The sequence below is a fragment of the Acidimicrobiales bacterium genome (assembly GCA_036378675.1).
Classification (GTDB): domain Bacteria; phylum Actinomycetota; class Acidimicrobiia; order Acidimicrobiales; family Palsa-688; genus DASUWA01.
Genome location: DASUWA010000013.1, coordinates 64,514 through 86,061 on the forward strand (window position 1 = coordinate 64,514; position 21,548 = coordinate 86,061).

General features: G+C 64.7%; 23 protein-coding genes. 16 read left to right on the forward strand and 7 right to left on the reverse strand.

What is annotated here, in order from left to right:
- Positions 1–28: 28 nt before the first annotated feature.
- Positions 29–1,624, reverse strand: coding sequence for an ABC-F family ATP-binding cassette domain-containing protein (locus tag VFZ97_04880; protein ID HEX6392751.1), 1,596 nt, complete (start codon positions 1,622–1,624; stop codon positions 29–31).
- A 348-nt stretch (positions 1,625–1,972) separates the two neighbouring features.
- Here VFZ97_04880 and VFZ97_04885 point away from each other — a divergent pair, with 348 nt between their 5' ends.
- On the forward strand, positions 1,973–2,872 hold the full coding sequence (locus VFZ97_04885) for a patatin-like phospholipase family protein (GenBank protein ID HEX6392752.1): 900 nt from the start codon (positions 1,973–1,975) through the stop codon (positions 2,870–2,872).
- A gap of 25 nt (positions 2,873–2,897) precedes the next feature.
- On the opposite strand, the gene VFZ97_04890 is transcribed toward VFZ97_04885, so the two are convergent.
- On the reverse strand, positions 2,898–3,518 hold the full coding sequence (locus tag VFZ97_04890; GenBank protein ID HEX6392753.1) for a hypothetical protein: 621 nt from the start codon (positions 3,516–3,518) through the stop codon (positions 2,898–2,900).
- Positions 3,519–3,786: 268 nt separating this feature from the next.
- Here VFZ97_04890 and VFZ97_04895 point away from each other — a divergent pair, with 268 nt between their 5' ends.
- The 4 genes from VFZ97_04895 (at position 3,787) to VFZ97_04910 (ending at position 7,778) form a co-directional block, all read left to right on the forward strand.
- Positions 3,787–4,518, forward strand: a complete 732-nt coding sequence (locus VFZ97_04895) for a hypothetical protein (protein ID HEX6392754.1) — start codon at positions 3,787–3,789, stop codon at positions 4,516–4,518.
- Positions 4,519–4,676: 158 nt separating this feature from the next.
- Positions 4,677–4,997, forward strand: a complete 321-nt coding sequence (locus tag VFZ97_04900) for a metalloregulator ArsR/SmtB family transcription factor (GenBank protein HEX6392755.1) — start codon at positions 4,677–4,679, stop codon at positions 4,995–4,997.
- Positions 4,994–5,512 (forward strand): SRPBCC family protein, encoded by a 519-nt coding sequence (locus VFZ97_04905; protein ID HEX6392756.1) that lies wholly within the window; start codon positions 4,994–4,996, stop codon positions 5,510–5,512. Before VFZ97_04900 ends, VFZ97_04905 begins: the two co-directional genes overlap by 4 nt.
- Positions 5,513–5,624: 112 nt before the next feature.
- Complete coding sequence (locus VFZ97_04910; GenBank protein HEX6392757.1) at positions 5,625–7,778, forward strand: MMPL family transporter; 2,154 nt, start codon at positions 5,625–5,627, stop codon at positions 7,776–7,778.
- Here the strand turns inward: VFZ97_04910 and VFZ97_04915 are convergent.
- Entirely contained in the window at positions 7,775–8,059 is a 285-nt protein-coding gene (locus VFZ97_04915) for a hypothetical protein (GenBank protein HEX6392758.1), read from the reverse strand. The genes VFZ97_04910 and VFZ97_04915 overlap by 4 nt on opposite strands.
- Here VFZ97_04915 and VFZ97_04920 point away from each other — a divergent pair.
- Positions 8,028–8,654 carry a hypothetical protein gene (locus tag VFZ97_04920; GenBank protein HEX6392759.1) on the forward strand — a complete coding sequence of 209 codons (627 nt, stop codon included), beginning with the start codon at positions 8,028–8,030 and terminating at the stop codon, positions 8,652–8,654. The two genes, VFZ97_04915 and VFZ97_04920, sit on opposite strands and share 32 nt — an antisense overlap.
- Positions 8,655–8,676: 22 nt before the next feature.
- Here the strand turns inward: VFZ97_04920 and VFZ97_04925 are convergent, their stop codons facing one another.
- Both VFZ97_04925 and VFZ97_04930 read right to left on the reverse strand, forming a co-directional pair.
- A complete protein-coding gene (locus VFZ97_04925) occupies positions 8,677–9,450 on the reverse strand; it encodes an SDR family oxidoreductase (GenBank protein ID HEX6392760.1) in 774 nt (257 codons plus the stop codon).
- Positions 9,451–9,491: 41 nt separating this feature from the next.
- A complete protein-coding gene (locus VFZ97_04930; GenBank protein HEX6392761.1) occupies positions 9,492–10,166 on the reverse strand; it encodes a hypothetical protein in 675 nt (224 codons plus the stop codon).
- 164 nt (positions 10,167–10,330) lie between these two features.
- Here VFZ97_04930 and VFZ97_04935 point away from each other — a divergent pair, with 164 nt between their 5' ends.
- From VFZ97_04935 to VFZ97_04955, 5 genes are all read left to right on the forward strand, one after another.
- On the forward strand, positions 10,331–10,678 hold the full coding sequence (locus VFZ97_04935) for a YciI family protein (protein HEX6392762.1): 348 nt from the start codon (positions 10,331–10,333) through the stop codon (positions 10,676–10,678).
- Positions 10,675–11,919, forward strand: coding sequence for an RNA polymerase sigma factor (locus tag VFZ97_04940; protein HEX6392763.1), 1,245 nt, complete (start codon positions 10,675–10,677; stop codon positions 11,917–11,919). The genes VFZ97_04935 and VFZ97_04940 overlap by 4 nt, the downstream gene beginning before the upstream one ends.
- 112 nt (positions 11,920–12,031) lie before the next feature.
- A complete protein-coding gene (locus VFZ97_04945) occupies positions 12,032–12,508 on the forward strand; it encodes a hypothetical protein (GenBank protein HEX6392764.1) in 477 nt (158 codons plus the stop codon).
- Positions 12,509–12,622: 114 nt separating this feature from the next.
- Entirely contained in the window at positions 12,623–13,684 is a 1,062-nt protein-coding gene (locus VFZ97_04950; GenBank protein ID HEX6392765.1) for a methyltransferase, read from the forward strand.
- A gap of 41 nt (positions 13,685–13,725) precedes the next feature.
- On the forward strand, positions 13,726–13,965 hold the full coding sequence (locus VFZ97_04955) for a hypothetical protein (protein ID HEX6392766.1): 240 nt from the start codon (positions 13,726–13,728) through the stop codon (positions 13,963–13,965).
- 14 nt (positions 13,966–13,979) lie between these two features.
- Here VFZ97_04955 and VFZ97_04960 read toward each other — a convergent pair whose 3' ends face one another.
- Positions 13,980–14,531 carry a helix-turn-helix domain-containing protein gene (locus tag VFZ97_04960; protein HEX6392767.1) on the reverse strand — a complete coding sequence of 184 codons (552 nt, stop codon included), beginning with the start codon at positions 14,529–14,531 and terminating at the stop codon, positions 13,980–13,982.
- A 19-nt stretch (positions 14,532–14,550) separates the two neighbouring features.
- On the opposite strand from VFZ97_04960, the gene VFZ97_04965 reads away from it, so the two are divergent.
- Positions 14,551–15,486, forward strand: a complete 936-nt coding sequence (locus VFZ97_04965) for a TauD/TfdA family dioxygenase (protein ID HEX6392768.1) — start codon at positions 14,551–14,553, stop codon at positions 15,484–15,486.
- A 43-nt stretch (positions 15,487–15,529) separates the two neighbouring features.
- Here the strand turns inward: VFZ97_04965 and VFZ97_04970 are convergent, their stop codons facing one another.
- Complete coding sequence (locus VFZ97_04970; protein ID HEX6392769.1) at positions 15,530–16,330, reverse strand: alpha/beta fold hydrolase; 801 nt, start codon at positions 16,328–16,330, stop codon at positions 15,530–15,532.
- Positions 16,331–16,498: 168 nt separating this feature from the next.
- On the opposite strand from VFZ97_04970, the gene VFZ97_04975 reads away from it, so the two are divergent.
- The 4 genes from VFZ97_04975 (at position 16,499) to VFZ97_04990 (ending at position 21,501) form a co-directional block, all read left to right on the forward strand.
- Positions 16,499–17,533 (forward strand): LuxR C-terminal-related transcriptional regulator, encoded by a 1,035-nt coding sequence (locus tag VFZ97_04975; protein HEX6392770.1) that lies wholly within the window; start codon positions 16,499–16,501, stop codon positions 17,531–17,533.
- Positions 17,534–17,589: 56 nt separating this feature from the next.
- Complete coding sequence (locus VFZ97_04980; protein ID HEX6392771.1) at positions 17,590–20,373, forward strand: AAA family ATPase; 2,784 nt, start codon at positions 17,590–17,592, stop codon at positions 20,371–20,373.
- Between the two features lie 109 nt (positions 20,374–20,482).
- On the forward strand, positions 20,483–21,004 hold the full coding sequence (locus tag VFZ97_04985; GenBank protein ID HEX6392772.1) for a cupin domain-containing protein: 522 nt from the start codon (positions 20,483–20,485) through the stop codon (positions 21,002–21,004).
- Positions 21,001–21,501, forward strand: coding sequence for a cupin domain-containing protein (locus tag VFZ97_04990; protein HEX6392773.1), 501 nt, complete (start codon positions 21,001–21,003; stop codon positions 21,499–21,501). The genes VFZ97_04985 and VFZ97_04990 overlap by 4 nt, the downstream gene beginning before the upstream one ends.
- The last annotated feature ends 47 nt before the right edge of the window (positions 21,502–21,548 follow it).

The window sequence follows — 21,548 nt, forward strand, 5'->3', positions numbered from 1 at the left end:
CCTACAAGCTAGTTCTATGACGCGCGTGTCAGCGAACTTGCCCGTCTCGTACTTCGACGATCCGGTCGTAGTCGACGGTTTCGAGTAGCCAGCGGTCGTGGGTGACTAGCAGGAGCGTGCCGGTGTAGCTGTCGAGGGCTTCTTCGATCTGCTCGATGGCGGGCAGGTCGAGGTGATTGGTGGGCTCGTCCAGCACAAGGCAGTTGGTGCCGGTCACCATCAGCTCGGCGAGGTTGGCCCGAGTGCGCTCACCGGGGGAGAGACCGCCGACCGGGCGGCCGGCATGCGCGGCGGTGAGGCCGAACTTGGCGAGCGTAGAGCGCGCTTCCTCGGCAGTCACTGATGTAGCCGCCACGAACGCATCCGCGAGGCTCAACGACGGATCCGCACGCCGCCGGCGCTGGTCCAGCTCGCCAAAGCGCACCGACGGCCCGACCCAACGGTCACCCTCAACCAGAGGCAGGTGCCCGAGTATCGCCTGCAATAGAGTCGACTTCCCGCCGCCGTTGGGCCCGGTGATCACCAACCGCTCCGCCCACCCGATCTCCAGATCGACCGGACCGAGCTGCCAGATCCCGCGCCGCGCGACCGCTCCGGTGAGTTTGACGACCCGGTCGCCGGACCGCCCGGCATGGGACAGGTCGAGGTGCAGCTGCCAGCCCTCCCAGGGTTTGTCCACCGCGCCCAGCCGCTCGAGCGCCCGTTCGGAGATGCGAACCTTGGAAGCTTGCTTTTCTGTGCGGTTGACGAAGAACCCGCGCTGCGCCTTGTCATGGTCCCGCGGCCGCTTAACGACTTTCCGCACGCCCTGCTCGGACCACGATCGCTGGGCTCTGATGCGCGCCCGGAGGCGATCCCGTTCGGTCTTCCATGCCTCGTAGGCGGTAGACGCCTGGGTGCGGGCGAGGGCCCGTCGTTCGACGAACTCGCTCCACCCCCCGGCGTATTCGCTGGCGCGGTGGGTGTGCTCCTCCAGCTCCAGTATGCGCGTGGCGACCCGATCCAGGAACGCCCGGTCGTGCGACACCGTGACCACCGCGCCGTCGAAACGATCGACCGCAGCTTCGAGAAGATCGAGACCGGAGAAGTCCAAGTCGTTGGTCGGCTCGTCCAACAACAGCACGTCCGCTCTGGTCAACAGCACCGCGGCCAGACGAGCCCGGGCGGCCTGGCCACCCGACATCTCCGAGACCGGCACGTCCACCTTGTCTGGCGGCAGGCCGACCTCGCGGGCCACAGCAGAAGCGCGCGTCGCGAAGTCATCTCCACCATTCGATAAAAAGACTTCGAGAGCCGCGGTGTAGTCGTCGACCACATCCGGGTCCGCGGCGAGGAGCTCGGTCAGCTTGTCGAGCTCGGCCTCCGCATCCGCCACTCCCGTTCTGCGCGCCAGATAATCCAATAGCTTCTCGCCCGCTCGTGCATCGGTCTCTTGCGGCAGGAACGCGATCCTTAAGGACGCCGGCGCTCGTTCCACCCTGCCCTCGTCCGGAACCTGAGTGCCGGCCAGGACGCGCAGGAGCGTGCTCTTCCCAATGCCGTTCGGCCCGACAACCCCGAGGCGCGACCCTTTGTCGACCGACAACGACACCGACTCGAGGACGGTTCGCTTCCCTCTTGTCACGGTCACTCGTTGGGCGGACAGCACAACCTGTTGAGGCTAGGGGTTGGTTGCGCGCCATCCCGGGAATTTTCGTCCTCGTGGAGACGCAAGCGCAGTAACTGCTGGCCCTGGCCGGCGGGCTCCGATTGGATCTGTTAGCTGGAGCGGAGCTTTTGGGCGGCGACCAATCCCAGCCCGACGAGTACAGCAAGAATGATGAGCTTCTTCATGCGCCCGAGCGTAGCGTCGTTGCGGCGGCACAAATTCCATCGACACCACCAGGTTCGGTTGGGCTCATTTGGGACAAACGGCGTGGCAACTCTTGTATCAAGGGATCAATCTCGAGGATCTTCTGCCGATGAGAAGAGTATGAAGGGGTTCGAGCGCACTACGGGACGGCTGTTTTCCGTTCGCGACCGTGTCGGCCGCCGCTCCACCCCGTCGCCGACTCCTCCTCCTGGACCCCCCGTTGCACTCGTACTATCCGGTGGCTCGGTGCTCGGGGCGATCCAGGTCGGGCAGGCCCGCGCGCTGCTAGAGGCCGGTTTCGTCCCCGAGTTGATCGTCGGCTGTTCGGTGGGCTCGTTGAACGGAGTGTTTCTCGCGTCACGCCCCGATCTAGAGAGGGTCGCGGAACTGGAGGCGATATGGACGAGCCTGCGCAGCAGTGACGTGTTCGGCATGCGTTCCGTGCGCACCCTGGCGAACATGGCCGCCGGCAAGGACTACCTGTGCCGCCCAGACGCTCTGCGGCAGTTGATCGGACGCTTCTGCCCGGTCGTCGATCTGGCGGATCTGCCTTGCCGGTTCGAGGTGGTCACCACAGATCTGGACTCGCGCACACCGGCGTGGTGGTCCACCGGTCCCGCGGTCGACTTGCTGCTCGCTTCAGCCGCCCTTCCGGGGGTGTTCCCGCCGGTCATTCTCGGAGGGCACCGGCATGTCGATGGCGGAGTGCTGGTGCCAGTACCGGTGGCCCGAGCAATCGCGGCAGGTGCGAAGCAAATATTCGTGTGCGATGTTTCAGCGCGTTCGCGGCCACGTGTTCCTGGACGGTTAGGAGCGTTGGCAACGTTGCTCGAGGCCTTCGACGTAGCCCGTTTCGCGCTGGGCCCAGACCCGCTTCCTGCCGAACATCAGAGGGTGACCGTGCTTCCAGCTCCTCAATTCGAGGGCTTGTCGATGATGGATTTCCGGCACACCCGCCGTCTGGTTGACGAGTCCTACGAACTCGCGGCCGAGGCGTTGGCGTCGAGCGTCGCTGCTTGACGACTGAGCGACGCGCCCAGATCTATCAGGTCGTGTAGTGAACGGTCCCTCGGAACACGGCGCCGTTCACCGCTAGTTCGTAGCTGTCTCCCTCGGCAAGGAGGTAGTTGTCCTTCTGCTGATACTGGGAGTAGGCCGATCCGAACGTGAACACCACCTGGCTCGGTGTGAACTTGGATTCGATGAGGCCGATGCAGTCAAGTTCATTCAGGTTGGGCCTGTACCGTCCTCCGGCCCAGTTCCGGCTGGTGTCGAACAGGTAGAAACTGGTGCCGTAGTCGTACCCCTGGTTCGCCGATGGTGGCAACGGGCAGAGGTTGGTGCCCTCCGGCGTGTAGGTGGGATTGGGTGCCGGCAGCTGACCCAGGCCGGAACCGGATACCGTCACCGTCGGATTCAAGGTCGTCCCACTGAACACGACCGATGTGATCGCAGCACCTGCGGCCGAGCCGGCTCCCCCCGCCGACCCGTTTGTGGTGCTTGATTCCGGCTGGGCGGTCGCGGCAGGGGCTGTGGTGACCGATGGTCTTGTGGAGTTGCTCGAGCCACCGTTTCCTGTCGAAGTTCGGCTGCTCCCTCCGCAGCCTGCAATGAACGCAGCTAACAGGACGAGTCCGACCCGCGTGTAGCGGAAAGTCGATGACATTTTCACCCCTCTGTGGAACGTCCGATACCTACTGAGGCGACGGCATCGCTGAGTATGCACTATGTGGCGTTGGACGAATGCATTGTCCGGACTTTTGGTCACAAGCATCACGTTGCGATTCGTTGGTGTACTTGGGGTCAACTTGGTAGCGCGGCCTCTTCACAATTTCTTGATACTTCCCTTCAAGGCTGAAAACGACCTTGCTCGATGCTGACACGCGACGTCGGGCGTTCCGGCGCAGTGAAACTGACGAGCAAGGAGCAACACCATGTTCAAGCTTCTAAGCGGTATCGCAGCCGGGGTGACAGCGGTGGGTGCGGCCGGCGGCGCGGCTACCCACGCGCCAGCGGTCCCTTCAGCGGCTGCGAGTTCGGCGACATCCGGGCAAGGGTCGGGGTCGACCGCTCCGGGTAAGGCCAACTGCGACACGAACTCGCACTGGCCCGCTTACGTGCAAGGCCGACCCGACGCTTTCGACGCACGCGATGATGGCGTCTACCTGTGGCACAACCCGAGCGGGGGATGGGGCCTGCGGGTCAGCCACCCGCTGCTCCCTGGCCAGGCCAACCGGGTGGTGTTCACCGGAACCATCACTTCGCGCGGTCAGATCGGCAACGTCACCCGGGTGAAGGACGAGAAGGATGACGTAGTCAAGGTAGGCCCCAAAGGACACTCGTTGCGGTTCCGTTTCGTTGACTACGGGGGAGTCGATGGAGTGGACTTCACCACCACCTGCACTCCCGGACTCCAGGTGAGCCTCAAGGCCGACCGGGCGACGATCCAGCCCCAGTTCGTCCACCTCGGTGACAAGAAGGTGTCTCCGGGATCAGACCCGTTCCGGATCCGCCGGCGTGAAAACGACACCGCCACCAGGCCGGTGCCGCAGAAGTCGTCGCCGAACAAGACCCCACGTGGGGGAGCCGGGACCACCCGTCCTCGTGGATCAGGCGCCGCCCCTGGAACGTCCGGGACACCCGCGAGCGGTTCCGCCACCTCCTAGCCAAGCTCCGCGGTGACCGAGTCTTGATCGGTCAACTCCGAGGGATCTAACACCGCCCGGCCGGTCTGGCGAGACTGGCCGGGCGGTTGTCTATTTCCGTGCGGGCGTTATCGGGGTGTGTTGACACGTAACCATTTGGTTACGTATATTCTCGCGGTGTGGAGGACGACAATCGTGTGTTCAAGGCGTTGGCGGACCCCACGCGTCGTTTCCTACTTGACCTTCTCTTCGAGCGCGAAGGCCGCACGTTGACCGAGCTCGAGGCGGAGGTGGACATGACGCGCATCGGGGTGATGAAGCATTTGCGCCTGCTGGAAGGGGCGGGGCTTGTCGTCACCCGCCGGTCTGGCCGGGAGAAGTTGCATTTTCTCAATCCCGTCCCGATACGGCTGATCCACGACCGGTGGATCGATAAGTACACCGAGCGCCAAGCTTCGGCGCTCGTCAATCTCAAGACCGAGTTGGAGGCACGGAAATGACCACGGCGAGTCAGACGACGGAGACAGTCCAGATGTACCGGGTGTACATCAAGGCGACGCCCGAGGCGATCTGGGAGGCGATCACCAAGCCGGAGTGGACGGTGAAGTACGGATATGCCCCACTTCTGGAGTACGACCTGCAGCCTGGGGGTGCCTTTCGGGCTCACGCCAACGAAGGCATGAAGGCGGTGGGATGCCCGGACGTCATCAGCGACGGCGAGGTGATAGAGGCCGACCCGCCTCGGAAGCTGGTGCAGACCTGGCGCATGACGATGACCCCCGAGCTGGCCGCGGAGGCGTTCACCCGACTAACCTGGGACCTGGAACCGGCCCGGGGCGGGGTTACCAAGGTCACCGTCACCCACGACGTGACCGGGGCGCCGATCTGGGCCGCAGTGCTCAGGGGTGAGAGTGAGTCGAGTGGCGCCGGCGGCGGCTGGAGCGAGATCCTCAGCGGCCTCAAGACGCTCCTCGAGACTGGCGAGCAGCTCCCCTTCCAGAGCGGTCCGGCATAGGCACCGATGACTTTGCGCCGGCCGACTCGTCACAAACGGTTAGTGCCCGTCGTCATCGGTATTGGACTTACTTCGGGATAGACGGAGCTTCGTCGGATGCAAGGAGATTTGAGTGCTTCTGTCACGGCTTTCGCGTTGGTGCTACGACCACCGCCGGCGCGTGGTCCTGCTCTGGGTTGCCGGATTCATCGTCATCAACGGAATCGGTGCGGCGATCGGCAACGCGTACAGCAACAACTACAGCGGCGGACACTCTGACTCGGTCAGCGCGTACAACCTGCTGAAGACCCATTTCCCCGCTCGGGCGGGTGACACCGCGGAAATCGTCTTCACTTCGCGCGCAGGGGTGAACGACCCGCAGGTGGAAGCGGCGATGCAGGCCCTGTTCGCCGAGGCGGGCCCTGGCCACGTCCCTCACGTGATGGCGCTCGACTCGCCATATTCGTCGCCGGGTAGGGTCAGCGCGGACCGGTCGGTTGCCTTCGCGACGATCACCTTCGACAAGCAAGCCGGCGACATGCCGACCAAGACCGCCAAGCCGATCATCCAGGCCGCCAAGGCTGTCAAGGTGCCCGGGCTGAAGGTCGCCCTCGCTGGCCCGGTGGTAGCGGAGGCCATCCAGCAACCTCCCAGTGGGTCTGAGGGGATCGGGATCGTGGCGGCGATGATCATCCTGTTCGTTGCCTTCGGGTCCTTTATCGCTATGTCGCTGCCGATACTTGCGGCGATCGCGGGGGTTGGGATCGGTACCGTCTTTGTCGCGCTTCTAAGCCACGCCGTGACAGTCCCGTCATTCGCCCCTTACCTGGCGATCATGATCGGCCTCGGTGTTGGGATCGACTACGCCCTCTTCATCGTCGTCCGTTATCGCGGCGGTCTGCACGAAGGCCTGGACCCAGAAACGGCGACCATCTCCGCGCTTGCGACCGCGGGGCGTGCCGTCCTCTTCGCCGGGTCAACGGTGATCCTGTCGCTGTTCGGCATGTTCATCATGGGGATCAACTTCATCTACGGGCTGTCGCTCGGCGCGATATTCGCGGTACTGATGACGATGTTGGCGTCGGTGACCCTGGTTCCCGCGATCATCGGTTTTGCCGGCCAAAAGCTGGTCGCGAAGGAGCACAAGCGCCGACACCACAGAGAGAGCGCGGCGTACCGGTGGAGTCACATGGTCCAGAACCACCCGTGGTTGATGGGCGGCGGCGCCGCGGCGGTGCTGGTGGTTCTCGCCCTGCCCCTGTTCTCGATCCGCCTCGGACAGGCCGACCAAGGCAACGACCCGGCATCGTGGACGACACGACAGGCGTACGACATACTTGCCAAGGGGTTTGGGCCCGGGTTCAACGGGCCTCTGTTTCTCGCGGCGAACCTCAACGGCCATACCACGGTCGCGTCGGTGCAGCAGTTCGCCGAGATCGCCGCAAGAGATCCCGATGTCGCCTACGTGATGCCCATCCGCCCCAGCCCCACCAACGACGCGGCAGTGTTGATGGTGGTCCCTAAGGGCGCACCCCAGGATCGTTCGACCGAGTCGCTCGTTCACAGGCTGCGGGGTGAGATCAAAGGTGCGGCGCTTGATATCCATGTCGGAGGAGACACCGCTGTGGGTATCGATGGTGCCGATCATGTCGGGTCACGGCTGCCACTCATGGTCACCGCTGTGATCCTCCTATCGTTCCTGTTGCTGATGACCGCGTTCCGCTCCGTCGTCATCGCGATCAAGGCCGGTCTCATGAACCTGCTTTCGATCGGTGCCTCGTATGGCGTGATCGTGGCGATATTCCAGTGGGGCTGGCTCCGCGACGTCGTCGGCATCGGACGACCGGGCCCGATCGAGTTTTGGGTGCCGATGATGCTGTTCACCATTCTCTTCGGTCTCTCGATGGACTACGAGGTCTTCCTGCTGTCGAGAATCCGAGAGGAGTATGTGCTCAGCGGCGATACGAGATCAGCCGTGTCGAACGGTTTGGCTTTGACTGCACGGGTCATCACCGCCGCGGCCGCCATCATGGCCGCCGTCTTCTTGTCGTTCGTCCTGGGCGATCAGCGGGTACTGAAGCTGATGGGCCTCGGCCTGGCGACAGCCGTGATCGTCGATGCGACTATTGTCCGCATGGTGCTCGTCCCGGCCATCATGCAGCTGCTCGGGAAAGCCAACTGGTGGATGCCCGGCTGGCTCGATCGTTCGCTTCCGAGGCTGACCATCGACACGGCGCCCGAAGCGCTGCCAGCGCCCTCTGCCACTCTGGAGCCCTCCGCCGTCTAGATGGCAGAGAGTCCGGGTCGGGTCGCTTCGCCTGTCAGGAGCCTCCTGGCGGGGGCAGCCTTGATGCTTAGTGTCGCACCAGCTTGCAGTTCGAACCCGCACAGTTCGTCGCCGACGACCTTGACCCCCTCCACAACTACACAGGGCACCTCCACCAGCGCACCCGGACCCCAGACGAGTGGCTCCAGAACGGTTCTCAGCCCGAATGGGCTGAACGTGCGGGGCGCACCCGACCCGTCGGCTCCGGTGGTGGGGTCGGCAGCCCAGGGGGTCGTGCTCACCGTGCTCGGCTACATGGACACCGGGGGAGGATGGTTCAAGGTGAAGGGCGCGACCGTGACCGGATGGATCAGCGCGAAGCCGACTTTGAGTGCACCCGGGGAGTTCCGCTCCTACAGCTCCTCCCAGTTCGCTGCCCTGTACCCAGCTGCGTGGAGCGAGTCCCCAGTGCCGGGATCGACCTCGGTGCCGACGACGTCGACCTCCTCGGAGACCACGAGCGCCGCTGCAACACCCTCGACCGTGGTGTTCCGCCCGGCTTCTGGCGCCGGGGACATCGTGGTCACGGCGGCGGGGGGTGTTTCCCAGCTCCCGCACGGGCGCTCAGGCTATAGCCGCAACAGCGTCTCTCAGGTGGTCGCGTGCGGTATCACCGCTGGACTGGTCGTTTTCCAGCAGGCCGGCGGCACGACGACCGCGTCGCCGTCGACATCGGTTCCCGAGTCGTTGACCTATCTGGCCGAGGTCCGGTTGGCCGTCGACACTCAGCACGCTCTCGGCCTCTACGCGGACATGCCAGACCTTGGCCCTGCATTGCAGATCTTCGAGGATTTCGTAGCGTCGTTGACCTTCAGCGCTCCGCAATGCGCGGGGTGAGCGGCTGAGAATCCGCCTTCGGTCACACAGGTCCGCCGTAGAGATTGAGCGTGTGGGCCATCCCTCCGTCGACGGAGATGATCTCGCCCGTGATGAAACGCGCGGCGTCAGAGGCCAGGAACACGATGACGTCGGCGATGTCCTCGGGCGTCGCCCATCTGCGCAGTGGTGTCTGACTCTCGACGGTGTCGACCACACCCGGAACCGTCTTGTTCTTCGCCCACATGGCGGTGTCCACGACCCCGGGCGCGACCGAGTTCACGCGGATGCCCGACGGTCCGAGCTCGATAGCGAGCGACCTGGTCGCGGCGTCCAGAGCGCCCTTGGAGGCGGCGTATGCCGCGCGACGGGGCGTGCCGGTCAACGCCGACACCGATGACAGATTGATGATCGATCCCGTCCCACGTCCGACCATCGAGGGTATAAGGGCAGCGGTGAGCAGCAGTGGCGCCCGAACATTCACCGCCAAGAGATTGTCGATGATCGGCGCGTCAGTTTCCGAGGTCGGGAGCCGGGCTGCCGTGGCGGCGTTGTTCACCAACACGTCGACATGGCCGAGAGCTTCGAGCACCCGCCTAACAACCGCGGCGGGTACTTCGACGCGGCCGAGATCCGCTGCTACCACGACAGGGTCATTGGTCAACTCCTTGGCGACACGCTGGAGTTCCTGGTTTCCTCTCGCGACGAGGGCCACCCGCGCCCCAGCACGATCGAGGGCCCGGGCGGACGCTTCCCCGATCCCGCGGGATGCTCCAGTGACAACAGCTGTCAAACCGTCGAGCGAGAAGCGGTCCATCTTTCGAGCCTAGAGATAACCCACGACCGTGGCCCTAGCGGTCACCCGATTGCCCCCATCACGTGAACGACGCCACCCTCGGAGTCGTAGACGGAAGAACCGGGACAGCCTCGGACGTCGGCGAGGAAGTTTTGATGATGACGAGGCGTGGCGCCTCCATCGGCTACTGGGGTGCCGAACCAGGCGACGGAGTGCCCGAGGTCGGCGCAGACGCGAACGGGTGGGGCGTAACGCTCGGTCCACATGATCGAGGTCGCCGCCAGGCGGCCCCACTTCGGGTCGACCCGAATTCGCCCGACCTGCTGGTCGTCGACTTCAGCGCGCCACCAACCGTCGCCTTCGGCAAGGATGGCCAGGCGCTCGCGTCGACCGGGAGTCCACTGGTACCGAATCCGCACAGTCATACCGGTGCCCTCCCCGCTGAACGGCGCGGCGTATTCCGGGCCATCCGCGTCGATCGCCCCCCAGATCGAGAAGATGGCTATCTTCCCGGTCGGCTCCCATCCCGCGGTTTGCAAACCGAAGTAGGCGGCCTCCCCGCCGGCCAACGCCAACTGGTGGCTCCAAAAGTAGCCGGCAGGCGAGGGGTCGGACCGGGGCTCGAGCTCCCAGCGCATTTCTTCGTAGCCCGACCCGGACGGCGGCCATGACCACTCGGTGTATGTACCGACTGGGACCGGAGGCGGGCGTCGCCGGAACACCGAAGCGATCTTCACTCCACCATCCTGGTCCGGTATGACCTGGAAGGTGCACGATGATGGCACCGGATATGAACATTCTTGGATTGGTGTGTCGATTTGATGTTGGCCGTTCGTGGAGATGATGGCTCCCACCGAGCCTGACCCGCTAAGACCATCCGCTAAGAAAGGGAACGATCAACATGCCGCAGTACCTTGTCTCCGTCTGGCACGATGACAATTACGATCTGGATTTCTCCTCTCCCGATGCGCAACGCATCGGAGCTCAGGTGGAGGCCGTCAACGAGGAGCTGCAGAAGGCCGGTGCCTGGGTGTTCGCCGCCGGCCTTCACCCCGCCTCATCCGCCACGGTCGTGCGTTCCTCGGGAGGGGAGACGTCGATGACCGACGGCCCCTACGCCGAGACCAAAGAGCAGATGGGCGGCTTCTGGATCATCGATGTGCCCGATCTCGACGCTGCCCTCGAGTGGGCTGGCAAAGCATCAGGCGCCTGCGAACGACCGGTCGAGGTCCGGCCCGTCCAAGGGTGACCGACTCGCTCGAAGAGGTCTTTCGGCGCGAAACCGGCCGCTGCACCGCCTCGTTGATCCGTGTCCTTGGCGACATCGACCTAGCCGAGGACGCGGTGGCGGAGGCCTTCGCCATTGCCGCAGCGCAGTGGCCCCGGACGGGTACGCCGCCCAATCCGGGCGGCTGGATTACCACCACCGCCCGCAACCGCGCCATTGACCGCCTCCGACGCGAGTCGTCCCGCAGCGACAGACATCTCGCTGCGCACCGACTCCACATCGACAGCATGGAACCTGACCACGACCCTGAACTTGACCGGCTTGACAGCCTCGTCGATGTTGTCGCCGACGACCAGCTTCGGCTCATGTTCCTCTGCGCCCACCCCGCCTTGGCTGTCGACGCCCAGGTCGCGCTGATCTTGCGGCTACTCGCCGGGCTGACCACCGAGGAGATAGCCGAGGCGTTCGTCGTCCCCGAGGCGACACTGGCGCAGAGGATCGTCCGCGCCAAACGCAAACTCCACGACAACCACGCTTCCTATCGCATACCCAGACCCGCCGAGCTCCCTGACCGGCTAAAGGCGGTGCTGGCCGCCATCTACCTCGTTTATACCGAGGGTCACACCGCCACCTCGGGACAGACACTCACGAGAAACGATCTGTCGACCGAGGCCATCCGGCTCGGGCGGGTCCTAACCGAGCTGATGCCCGACGAACCCGAAGCCGTCGGCCTGCTCGCCCTTATGTTGCTCACCGAGGCGCGCCGATCTGCCCGTATCCGGGCCGACGGCACCATGGTCCGTCTCGCCGACCAGGACCGCACCCTATGGGACAGCGCCTTCCTGAGCGAAGGCCAGCAGTTGGTACGCGCATGCCTGCGCCGCAACCAGCCCGGCCCGTTCCAGATCCAGGCAGCGATAGCCGCTGTCCACTCCGACGCACCCACCGCCGAGTCCACCGACTGGTCGCAAATCATCGCCCTTTACGACCACCTCTACTCCCTCCGACCCACCCCCGTCGTCGCGCTCAACAGGTCTGTAGCGATCGCCGAACTCTACGGACCCGTCGAAGGGCTCGCAGCTCTCGCCCAGATCGACTTGGGTTCGCTCGACGACTACCAGCCCTACCACGCAGCCCGCGCCGACCTACTCGCACGCGTCGGACACCGCGACGAGGCCGTCGCGGCCTACGACCGGGCCATCGAGCTCACCAACAACCCGGTTGAACGTAACTTCCTCGGTGGTCAACAGGCCAGCCTCTGAGGGTGCGAACCAGCGACTGTCTCGGCACGGTGCGGTCCCAGCCATAGAGGATGTCTTCCACTGCGGTCGTGCGCGATGCTCTCTCTTACTGGCAACCACGAGGAGCTCACCGATGCCCGACACTGTCATTCTGACCGACCGAATCGAGGTCACTAGGCCCATCCCTGCCCCGCCGTCCACCATCTTCGACGTCCTGCGCAGCCCGGCCGGTCACGTGGCTATCGACGCGTCGGGAATGTTGCAGGACTTCACCGGCGAGCCGGCGGAGAAGGTGGGCGACACATTCGTCATCCATATGGACCGTGAGTCCCTGAACGACATCCCGCTCGGCAAGTACGACGTGACGGTGCACATCATCACCTTCGAGCGCGACAAAGAGATCGCTTGGAACCTGGGGCCCGATATCCCGTTTCCGCATTTCTACGGCTATCGACTACAGCCCGGCGCAGACGGAGTTACCGAAGTGACCTCCTATTACGATTGGTCGAAGGTGACCGGCGACATCAAGGAACGATTCCCAATCGTTCCGGCATCGGCTCTGCGAGCCACTCTCGGCATCCTTGAACGGACGGTCCGCCGGGGCCTGTGAGCCTGGTCCACACCGTATTGTACGGAAGTCAAAAACGACCCTTCGGGTGAGGAGACGCCGCTTAGCATCGCCGGGAGTCGCCGGCGCACCGTGCGCCGTGGTCAGGAGGAACTGATGGACGAGCCGGACAATGCTCCGAACCTTACGGGACACTCGGTCGATCTCGACCCCTCACTGATCATGCAGGTCGGGATGGGCTTCTGGCCGTCCAAGACACTTCTATCGGCCGTGGAGCTCGGGCTGTTCACTGTTCTGGGCGCGAGTAGTCGGACAGGGGAGGAGATCTCCGACCTTCTCGACCTGCGCTCGCGAGCTACATACGACTTCCTTGACGGGCTGGTGGCAATCGGGCTGCTGGCACGCGACGGTCATGGCAGTCAGGCTCTCTATTCGAACACGCCAGAGACAGCGCTGTTCCTGGATCGAAGCAGTCCTGCATACATCGGCGGAATCCTCGAGATGGCCAACGCCCGTCTGTACGACTTCTGGGGTGGCCTCACCGACGGCTTGCGCACCGGTAGTCCCCAAAACGAGATCAAGTCGACCGGCCGGTCGATGTTCGAAGAGCTGTACCGGGACCCCGACCGACTCGAGCAGTTCATGCGGGCAATGGCGGGCATCTCGGCGGGGAACTTTCATGCTCTAGCCGCCAAGTTCGACTTCTCACGTTACGAGACGGTTTGCGACGTCGGCGGGGCCACAGGGCAGCTGTCGAGCATCCTCGCCCAGTCTTACCCGCACCTCCGCTGCACCAGTTTTGACCTGCCGGTGGTAGAGCCGATCGCCCAAAGATGCATCAAGGAGGCGGGAGTCGAGGACCGGGTCACCACCGCTTCGGGAGACTTCTTCGCCGACCCGCTTCCGAAGTCGGATGTGGTCACGATGGGCCTGATCTTGCACGACTGGAATCTCGACAGAAAGCTCCAGCTCATCCGCTCGGCGTACGAGGCGCTGCCATCCGGAGGAGCGTTCGTGGTTGTCGAGAACCTGATCGACGACGAACGGCGGGAGAACGTGTTCGGTCTGATGATGAGCCTCAACATGCTCATCGAGTTCGGTGACGCGTTCGATTTCACCGGCGCGGACTTCCGAGGCTGGTGCGAAGACATCGGCTTCAAGTCGGTCGAGGTGCTGCCGCTGGCAGGCCCGGCGAGCGCTGGGATCGCCTACAAATAGAAAGCCCACCACTACCAAAGCGTCTGAGAGGATTCCTCCGAATGGAAAGCGACGGTGGAGATTCCAAGGCCAAGAACGCCATCGTGGAGTTGACCCGGGTCCAGCCGATCGAGGCGGAGGTAATCGTTGCGCGGCTTCGCGCCTCGGGCATCGAAGCAACGCTCGGCGCTGAATCTGTTTATCCCTCTTTGACGGTCGCCGACGGTGTGCCGGTCTTCGTTTCGGCGCGGGACAAGGTGCGAGCCTTAGCCGTCTTGGAAGGTCGCGACCCGCCTGAGTAACGAATCCTCTGTACCTACGTGGCGACAGCCTTTCCTTGCAGCAGCCATCCGGCGATGCGGCGCGTAGCGGATTGAAGGGTATCGGTCGGGATCTCCTCCATCCCGGCGGCGGAACGGATGAACGGCTCGAACAGTTGCCACCCCAATGCCAACGCGACTGCGTGCCCCGCGGCGAGACGGGCGGACGCCTCGTCGTCGTAGGACCTCCGCGCACTCTCGACGAGGCCCGTCACAACGGGGAACCGCTGCTGCAAATGCCCGACCGGGTAGCCGTCGAGGATCGCCCTGGCCAGGACCCGCCAATGCCGCTCGGTCGCGCCCGCAGTGTCGCTGAGTTCGGCCGCGTACTCCTCGCTCAGTGCATCCAGGACCGCGGCCACCAACGACTCCTTGGTCCCAAAGTGGCGGTACACGAGACCGTGGTTGACACCCGATCGAGCCGCCACTTCTCGTATCGACGTCGCGGCCGGACCCTTCGAGGCGAACAGGTCGGCAGCCGCGTCTATCACCGCCGCCATGACGTCCTCACGCCCGACTGGACGCGCCTCTGGAAGTGCTGTAGTCACTTGACTACAGTAGCAAGCGATGCCGACCGATGAAGCCGCGAGGCCAGGCCCGTTCCCACTCCCGGGATACGAGGTACTGGTCGGTCCGTTCACCCACCTCGCGCCCGAACGCGACCGGCTCGACGGGCTCACCTGGAACCACTTCGACGCCAAGCTCCTCGGCGCGACGATCGGCGCAGAGCTCGAGGGCATTGACCTGACGGACGATCTGCCTGACGAGGTCGTCGCTGACATCCGCCGGGCGCTCCACGAGTACAAAGTGATCTTCTTCCGCGATCAGCCGCTCACGCAGCGCCAACACATCGCGTTCGCGAAGCGGTTCGGGACGCTCGAGGTGCATCCCTTCCTCCCGTCCAACACTGAAGAACCCGAGCTGGTTCGCTTCGAGAAGACGGCCGAGGTCAGCGGGTACGAGAACGGTTGGCACCACGACGTGACCTGGCGCGAGATCCCATCGATGGGCGCCGTACTACACGCTCTCCAGGTTCCCGGACGTGGCGGCGACACGCTGTTCTCCGACATGTACGCGGCCTACGACGCTCTGGACACGGACACGAAGAAAGTGATCGACGAGCTCGACGCCGTACACGATTTCACGCAGACCTTCGGCCACGGTATGAGCCCGAAAGAACGCAAGCAGGCTCAGGCCGCTTATCCACCCGTCGCTCACCCCGTGGTGTGCACCCACCCCGCGACCGGCAAGCGCCACCTCTACGTGAACCGGGCGTTCACGAGCCACATTGTTGGGTTCGACCCCGATGCCAGCCGCGCCCTGCTGGATCGGCTATGCCGCCAAGCCGACTCGCCGGAGCATCAGTGCCGGTTCTCGTGGTCCATCGACGCGGTGGCCTTCTGGGACAACCGCGCCGTCCAGCACTACGCCTCCAGCGACTACTGGCCGCACAAGCGGACGATGGAGCGTGCTTCCATCGTCGGCGAACGCCCTCGACGATGACGAACTAACCGGCCTCGATTATCGACTTCGCTGCTCACGTCGATCATGGTTGGCCATTCCCGGCTGGGGTAAGGGTTGCGAGGAAATCTTCGACTGCGCGGTTGAACGCTTCCGGTTGGTCGATGTTGGCCGCGTGGCCGGCGCCCGGGAGCACCACCTTCTTCGAGCGGGGAATGTGGCTCGCCATGTAGTCGGCGGCTTTGAGGAACGCACGGTCCAGCTCGCCGACCAGCACCAAGGTCGGAACGTCGATGGAATCGAGCGACTCAATCACTTCCGATCCTTGCTGGGTGAGGATGTAGCGGGCGGCGAGGGCGAGGCCATGGGGATCGTGTACACCTCGGGTTACCTCGGGTGAGTTGCCCAAGGCCTCCAGACCCGCGGTCTCGAGCCGTTCGGCCTGGGAAACGGCGTAGTTGTTCCAGCCCTGACGGCCCTCATCGTTGCGATACCCGGGTCCGGTGTCGAAGAGAAGCAGCGCCCTTACCCGCTCCGGATAACGGTTGTAGAAGGCGAGCGAAAGGTACCCGCCGAGCGAGAGCCCGCCAACGGCGGCGCTTTGAAGTCCGCAGGCATCAAGGACTGCAGCCATGTCCTCCAGCGAGGCGTCATGGGAGTACATCTCCGGTCGCGGAGGCACCACGGTTTGACCGTGGCCTCTGATGTCCCAGGTGATTACCTGTCGCGAAGCCGCCAGCTCACTCAGGTTTGGTTCCCACATGGCGCTCGACGCCGAGAACCCGTGGCTCAGCAGCAGTGGCACAGATCGCTCTGCCTCGCCTGCGACCGAGTAGTACAGCCGGATGTCACCTCGATCGATGAGGTTCTCTCTCACTGTTCGCACGTCGCGACCGTACCCAGGAAATCCCTCGCGCGCCGGTGTGTCCAGCGAATCTCGTAGGTACTTCGGTTGAAACGGATCGGATGGGGGAACAGCCGGTGGTTGACTTGTCTTGAGCCAGAGGGAGGGAGCCATGCACGCTAAGCCTGGCCGCGGGCGAGGGAGCGTGAGTTGAGCTCGCGTGCCGGTCTCACGGAACCTTCCAAGCCGGAGCTCCAAGCTCGACCTGACGAGCTCGCATCCGCGCTGGGTGCTTGTGACTTTCCGCTCGTCGTCTGGTCGACTTCGGACGCGGTGATACGCATGGCGAATATCCACGCCGCCGAACTCTTTGGGTTGGCGCTGAACGATCTGGTTGGCAGAAGCCTTCACGATCTCGTCGAGCCGAGCCAGGCGGTCACCGAGGTGGCAGCGCAGCTCGCCGCCGGCGAGCTATCCGCCGTCTCGAGCGAGCGCCTATTGCGCACGGTGGATATCCCTGTTCGCACCTGGACGCGCGCGATCCAGCTCGGCGATCAGCGAGGCGGGGTTTCCGTGTTCGTGCCGGCCGGGGAGATCGCCAGTCTTGGCCGGGATCCGACCCGTCCCCTGCGAGACCTCTATCCGGTGGCGGTGGGGATGATCCGGCCTGACTGGACCGTCACCGCGGTCAGTGCCGAAATCCGTGATCTGACCGGGCTCGACCCGGCCGTTGTCATCGGCCGGATGCTCCTCGAACTTGTCCACCCCGACGATCGGGCCAAGCTGGCTGCTCCCGGCGGGAGCCCACCCGCCGACCCGGTGTCGCGGTGCTCCATCCGCCTCCGTCATCAACCGGGCGGATGGGTGGACAGCTGCTGGCTGCTTGCCCCCGCCGAGGTCGACAGATTCGGTTTCGCCATACTCAGCCGTCCGCGAACCACTACCGACGGCCGGCGAATCGCCGAGTTGGAGCTGCTCCTGAGGCGGATTGCTGCCGAGCTCCGCGCGGCCGGGGTGCTCGACAACATCACCGACGTGCCGTCGCCGGCGATCCTGGACGAGCTACCCGAGCTGAGCACCCGCCAATGGGAGATTCTCAGTCTCCTGCTGCAGGGAAGAAGGGTGAAGACGATAGCCAGGGAGCTTTACGTGAGCCCCAGCACGGTTCGCAACCACCTGACGTCCATTTTTCGAAAGTTCGGGGTCCACTCTCAAGCCGAGTTGATGGAGGCTCTTCGCAGCTGACTCCCGATCGTCGGATAAGCGGACGGCGGTCTGTCGGCCCGGGCAGACTGTGGCCGGTGCCTCAGCAGCTGTGCCCGGTGGTCATCGGCCGGGTCCGTGAACTCGAAGTTCTTCGAAACGCCCTACTGGCGGCGGCAGCTGGCGATGGCCGGTGCGTGGTTCTGCTGGGAGAGCCGGGGATTGGAAAGTCCCGGCTGGCGCGGGAAGTCGCCGACTGGGCGACCGAGAGGGGGCTGGCGATCGCTACCGGCCGGGCCGTACCGGCCTCGGCCACCGCGGCCTTCCGCCCGATCGCGGAGGCCCTCCTCCAACTGCTCCGCGACCGGACGCTACCGGACGATCCGACGCTCGCTCCATGGATAGGGGCCTTGCAACCTCTCCTTCCCGTCCTCGCGTCTCAACCGGTCGCGGCCCCCGACGTCTCTCCGGCCGTACGGGGCGAGGCGGTGCTGCAGGTTCTGCGGCGAGCACATCCCACGGGGGCGATGATCGTTCTCGAAGACTTGCATTGGGCGGACCCCGACACGGTGTTCCTTGTCGAGTACCTGGCGGACAACCTGCGTCGGGAGCGGGTACTGCTCGTCCTGACGTTGCGGGACAGCCCGCCGACCGCTGCGGTGGAGATGGTTCGGCGACAAGGAGGCACGGGCCGGACCGTCCATCTTGGGTTAGAGAGGCTAAGCAGCGAGGAGTCGGTCGCGATGATCCGAGCCTGCGCGCCCGAAGCTTCTGACGACTTGTTGCAGCGGATTCGGGAGGCCGCTGAGGGCGTCCCACTACTGGTCGAAGAGCTGCTCGCGTCCCCACGACTGCCAGGGAGTTTCGCATCCACCGTGATTTCCAGGCTGGAAGGGCTGGGTGCGGATGAACGCTCAGTTATCGAAGCCGCGTCGATGTTGGGGCGCCACTTCGACTGGCAGCTTCTCCCGGCCATGACCGGCCAAAGCGAAGAAGCGGTTGCCCGTGCCCTCAGCAATGGCGTGACATCGCAGCTCCTGAGCAGCCACGGGACCGAGATCCAGTTCAGGCATGCGCTGACTCGCGATGCAGTGCTGGAGTCAGTGCTCGCACCGCAGCAGCGCGAACTCGCCGCAGGAGCGCTCGAGGCACTACTGGCCTCAAAATCGCCCCTAGATGAAAGCTCGCGCGAGACCGCCATCGATCTAGCGGTTCGCGCGGGCGATCGAAGGAGGGCCGGTATTTGGATGATCGAGTCAGGCCGGCAATTCCTGGCGTGGGGGGCGCTGGCGAGCGCAGCCGAAGCCATGCGCCGCTCGGCCGGGCTGCTCGCCGGGTGTCCGGAGCAGTCCGAGGCCGAGCTTTGCTTGCTGGAGGCGCTTGCTCTCGCCGGGCGAGTCGATGAGGCCGCAGCGACCGGTGGTCGCCTCGTTACTCGACTCGCTAACGACGAAGCCACGTCAGGGCAGCGAGTTCTGGCTCATTTGCAACTGGCCCGCGCAGGGATTGCAGCGTCGCGCTGGCAGATGGCACGTCACCACCTGAGATCCGCCCGACAACTCGGCGGAGCGGAGCCGCCCGCCGAAGTCGCAAACCAAATCGCCGTTTTTGAAGCCGACGTCCTCATCGGCGGTGACGAGTACGAAGCCGCCGAGCAACTCGCCGAACAGGTCGTCCGATCAGACGGCGCCAGGCCCGACTCGCTCTGCCACGCCCACGAGATCATCGGCCGTACCCGTCGCTCCACAAGTTTGGCCGAAGGTCGTCGAGCCTTCGAGCAGGCGCTGATCGTCGCCGAAACGGCTGACCTGCCGCTGTGGCGTATGCGCGCGCTGCACGAGCTGGGCACGATTGACCTCTTCGACCACGCCGGAGTGGAGCGGCTTCTTCAAGCCAGGAAAGCGGCGGAGCAGGGCGGGGCGGTGACAACGGTTGCAATCCTGGATCTGCAACTCTCGGCGGCGTTCACCTGCCGTTGGGATCTCGACGCCTGCGACGCCCACGCCCGTTCGGCTGCAGATGCGGCTGAGCGGCTCGGGCTGGATCAGGTACGTGCCAAGGCGCTGGCGTTTCTTGTCGGAAGTGCCAGCATGCGAGCGGACTTAGCGGAAACCGAGAGGTACGCGCAGTTGTCGCTGTCGGCCGCTCCCGAGGATCAAATGTTGAAGGCACTCGGATTGGGTGGGCGTGCCGTCGCTCTGCTTCTCAGCGGCGACACCGACGGCTGTCTCGAGCCGTACGGCAGGGGCATAGGCATATTGTCGAATGTTCCTCATGCCGAGCCGGCGACGCTTCGAGCGCTATGGCCAGTCGTCCTGGCCTCGATCGGTGATCGGCGCGCTAGGCCGGCGATTGACGAAGCCCGGCGGCGCGGCGTTGCCGCGCTCAATCTCAATCGCGGGCTCCTCGGTTACGCGGAAGCAATTCTCGCGGGGCGCGCAGGAGACATACCCGCCGCGAAGGAGTTCGTTTCGGTCGCGGAGGGCGGGTTCTCGAACTGTGCGGGGTGGCTGGACCTGGCTCGTTTTCTCGCCGCGCCCGAAGCCAGCGAAGGAGGCTGGGGAGATTCCGAGAGATGGCTGAGCGAAGTGGCCGATCGCTTCGACCAGCGGGGGCTTACCGCCCTCAGTGCACTCGCGAAGGAGAGGCGGGATAAGCCGCGGGCTAATCCGTGGGCCGGCGCAGGCATCAGCGCCCGCGAAGCTGACGTCCTTCGGCTCGTAGGCGAGGGCCTGAGCAACAAGGACATCGCGTCTCGACTGCATCTCTCCCCACGAACCGTCGAGAAGCACCTGGAGTCTCTTCTGAGAAAGACCAGCGCCCGTTCCAGGACCGAACTGGTGGCCCGCCTCATCCGGCCGGCCACCGGGACTTCTTGTTAATCGGAGCTACGTAGCCAAAAACGCAAGTTACGTGTTCTTCCCGATGCGGTCGGTCGGTCTCTTCCCGCAGGGTAGGAGGCGCCAAAGCCAGCACAAGGAGGGACACAGAATGCTCGACACCACCAAGGCAACGCTCGCAGTCAAGAATCTCGATGACCCGGACGAGCGGCGCACGCTTCCCCACGGCGTCCTCGAGGTTGTCAACCTTCCCGGGGCCACGATCGCCCGGGCCCTCTTCCACCCGGGCTGGAAGTGGTCCACCGACGTAGCCCCCCTGGTTGGCACCAGTTCGTGCCAGGTGGCCCACACCGGCGTTGTTCTGTCCGGGCACTTCCACGTTCGTATGGACGACGGCCGCGAGTACGACTTCCGGCCTGGCGACGCGCACGTGGTCGCGCCCGGTCACGACGCTTGGGTCGTGGGCGACGAGCCGGTGGTCGCCATCGATATTGCCGCGACCGGCCAAGCGCTATCGGGTCACGTCGTCCGCTGCCCTTGCGGCGTCGAGTTCCGGGTGGCCAGCGAGGACCAGCTCGACCACCTGGTCGGGGCCGTCCAGCAGCATGCTTCCGCTTCCCACAGCCACGATCTGACTACCGAACAGGTCCTCGCCGAAGTGTCGGCACCGTGAGCGCCGACGTCGGCACCTCGGCCAGCATCGACGCCGAGTGGACGTTCCTCGGGGTCCGTATTCGGCAGCTCACCGCCCCCGGCGCACCGATCGTCGTCGCCGAGGCGCACCTGCCGGCCGGCGCATCCCCACCGCTCCACGTACACGCCGACCTCGACGACAGCTTCTACGTGATCGAAGGAACCATGGTCGTGCGCTGCGGCGAGGAGGTGAGCATCGCCAACACAGGTGACTTCGTGCCGTTCCCGTCCGGAGTGCCGCATACCTTCCGGGTTATCGACCGGCCGGCCCGAGTGTTGACGGTGCACACCAACGACAGCTTCATGCGAGCCGTCCGAGCTATAGGAACCCAAGCACGCGGCAGTGAGCCGCTGGCCACCCACGCAGGGCCGGCTCCCGACCGGTTGGCTCAGATGCTGGCCGAACACGGGATATGCGTCGTCGGAGCTGCGATGGAAGAAGATGAAGGAAGGAAGTGGGTCCGATGGCTCGGGTAGGCTCCCGGTTGCCAGGTTGAGGGGCAGGTCGTTCGCAGACCAGTCGA

Coding starts and splice junctions, on each gene's coding strand:
- VFZ97_04985 (HEX6392772.1), top strand. CDS start 20,483: ATGCTCGACACCACCAAGGCAACGCTCGCAGTCAAGAATCTCGATGAC.
- VFZ97_04950 (HEX6392765.1), top strand. CDS start 12,623: ATGGACGAGCCGGACAATGCTCCGAACCTTACGGGACACTCGGTCGAT.
- VFZ97_04905 (HEX6392756.1), top strand. CDS start 4,994: ATGACCACGGCGAGTCAGACGACGGAGACAGTCCAGATGTACCGGGTG.
- VFZ97_04925 (HEX6392760.1), bottom strand. CDS start 9,450: ATGGACCGCTTCTCGCTCGACGGTTTGACAGCTGTTGTCACTGGAGCA.
- VFZ97_04945 (HEX6392764.1), top strand. CDS start 12,032: ATGCCCGACACTGTCATTCTGACCGACCGAATCGAGGTCACTAGGCCC.
- VFZ97_04955 (HEX6392766.1), top strand. CDS start 13,726: ATGGAAAGCGACGGTGGAGATTCCAAGGCCAAGAACGCCATCGTGGAG.
- VFZ97_04885 (HEX6392752.1), top strand. CDS start 1,973: ATGAAGGGGTTCGAGCGCACTACGGGACGGCTGTTTTCCGTTCGCGAC.
- VFZ97_04935 (HEX6392762.1), top strand. CDS start 10,331: ATGCCGCAGTACCTTGTCTCCGTCTGGCACGATGACAATTACGATCTG.
- VFZ97_04965 (HEX6392768.1), top strand. CDS start 14,551: ATGCCGACCGATGAAGCCGCGAGGCCAGGCCCGTTCCCACTCCCGGGA.
- VFZ97_04890 (HEX6392753.1), bottom strand. CDS start 3,518: ATGTCATCGACTTTCCGCTACACGCGGGTCGGACTCGTCCTGTTAGCT.
- VFZ97_04895 (HEX6392754.1), top strand. CDS start 3,787: ATGTTCAAGCTTCTAAGCGGTATCGCAGCCGGGGTGACAGCGGTGGGT.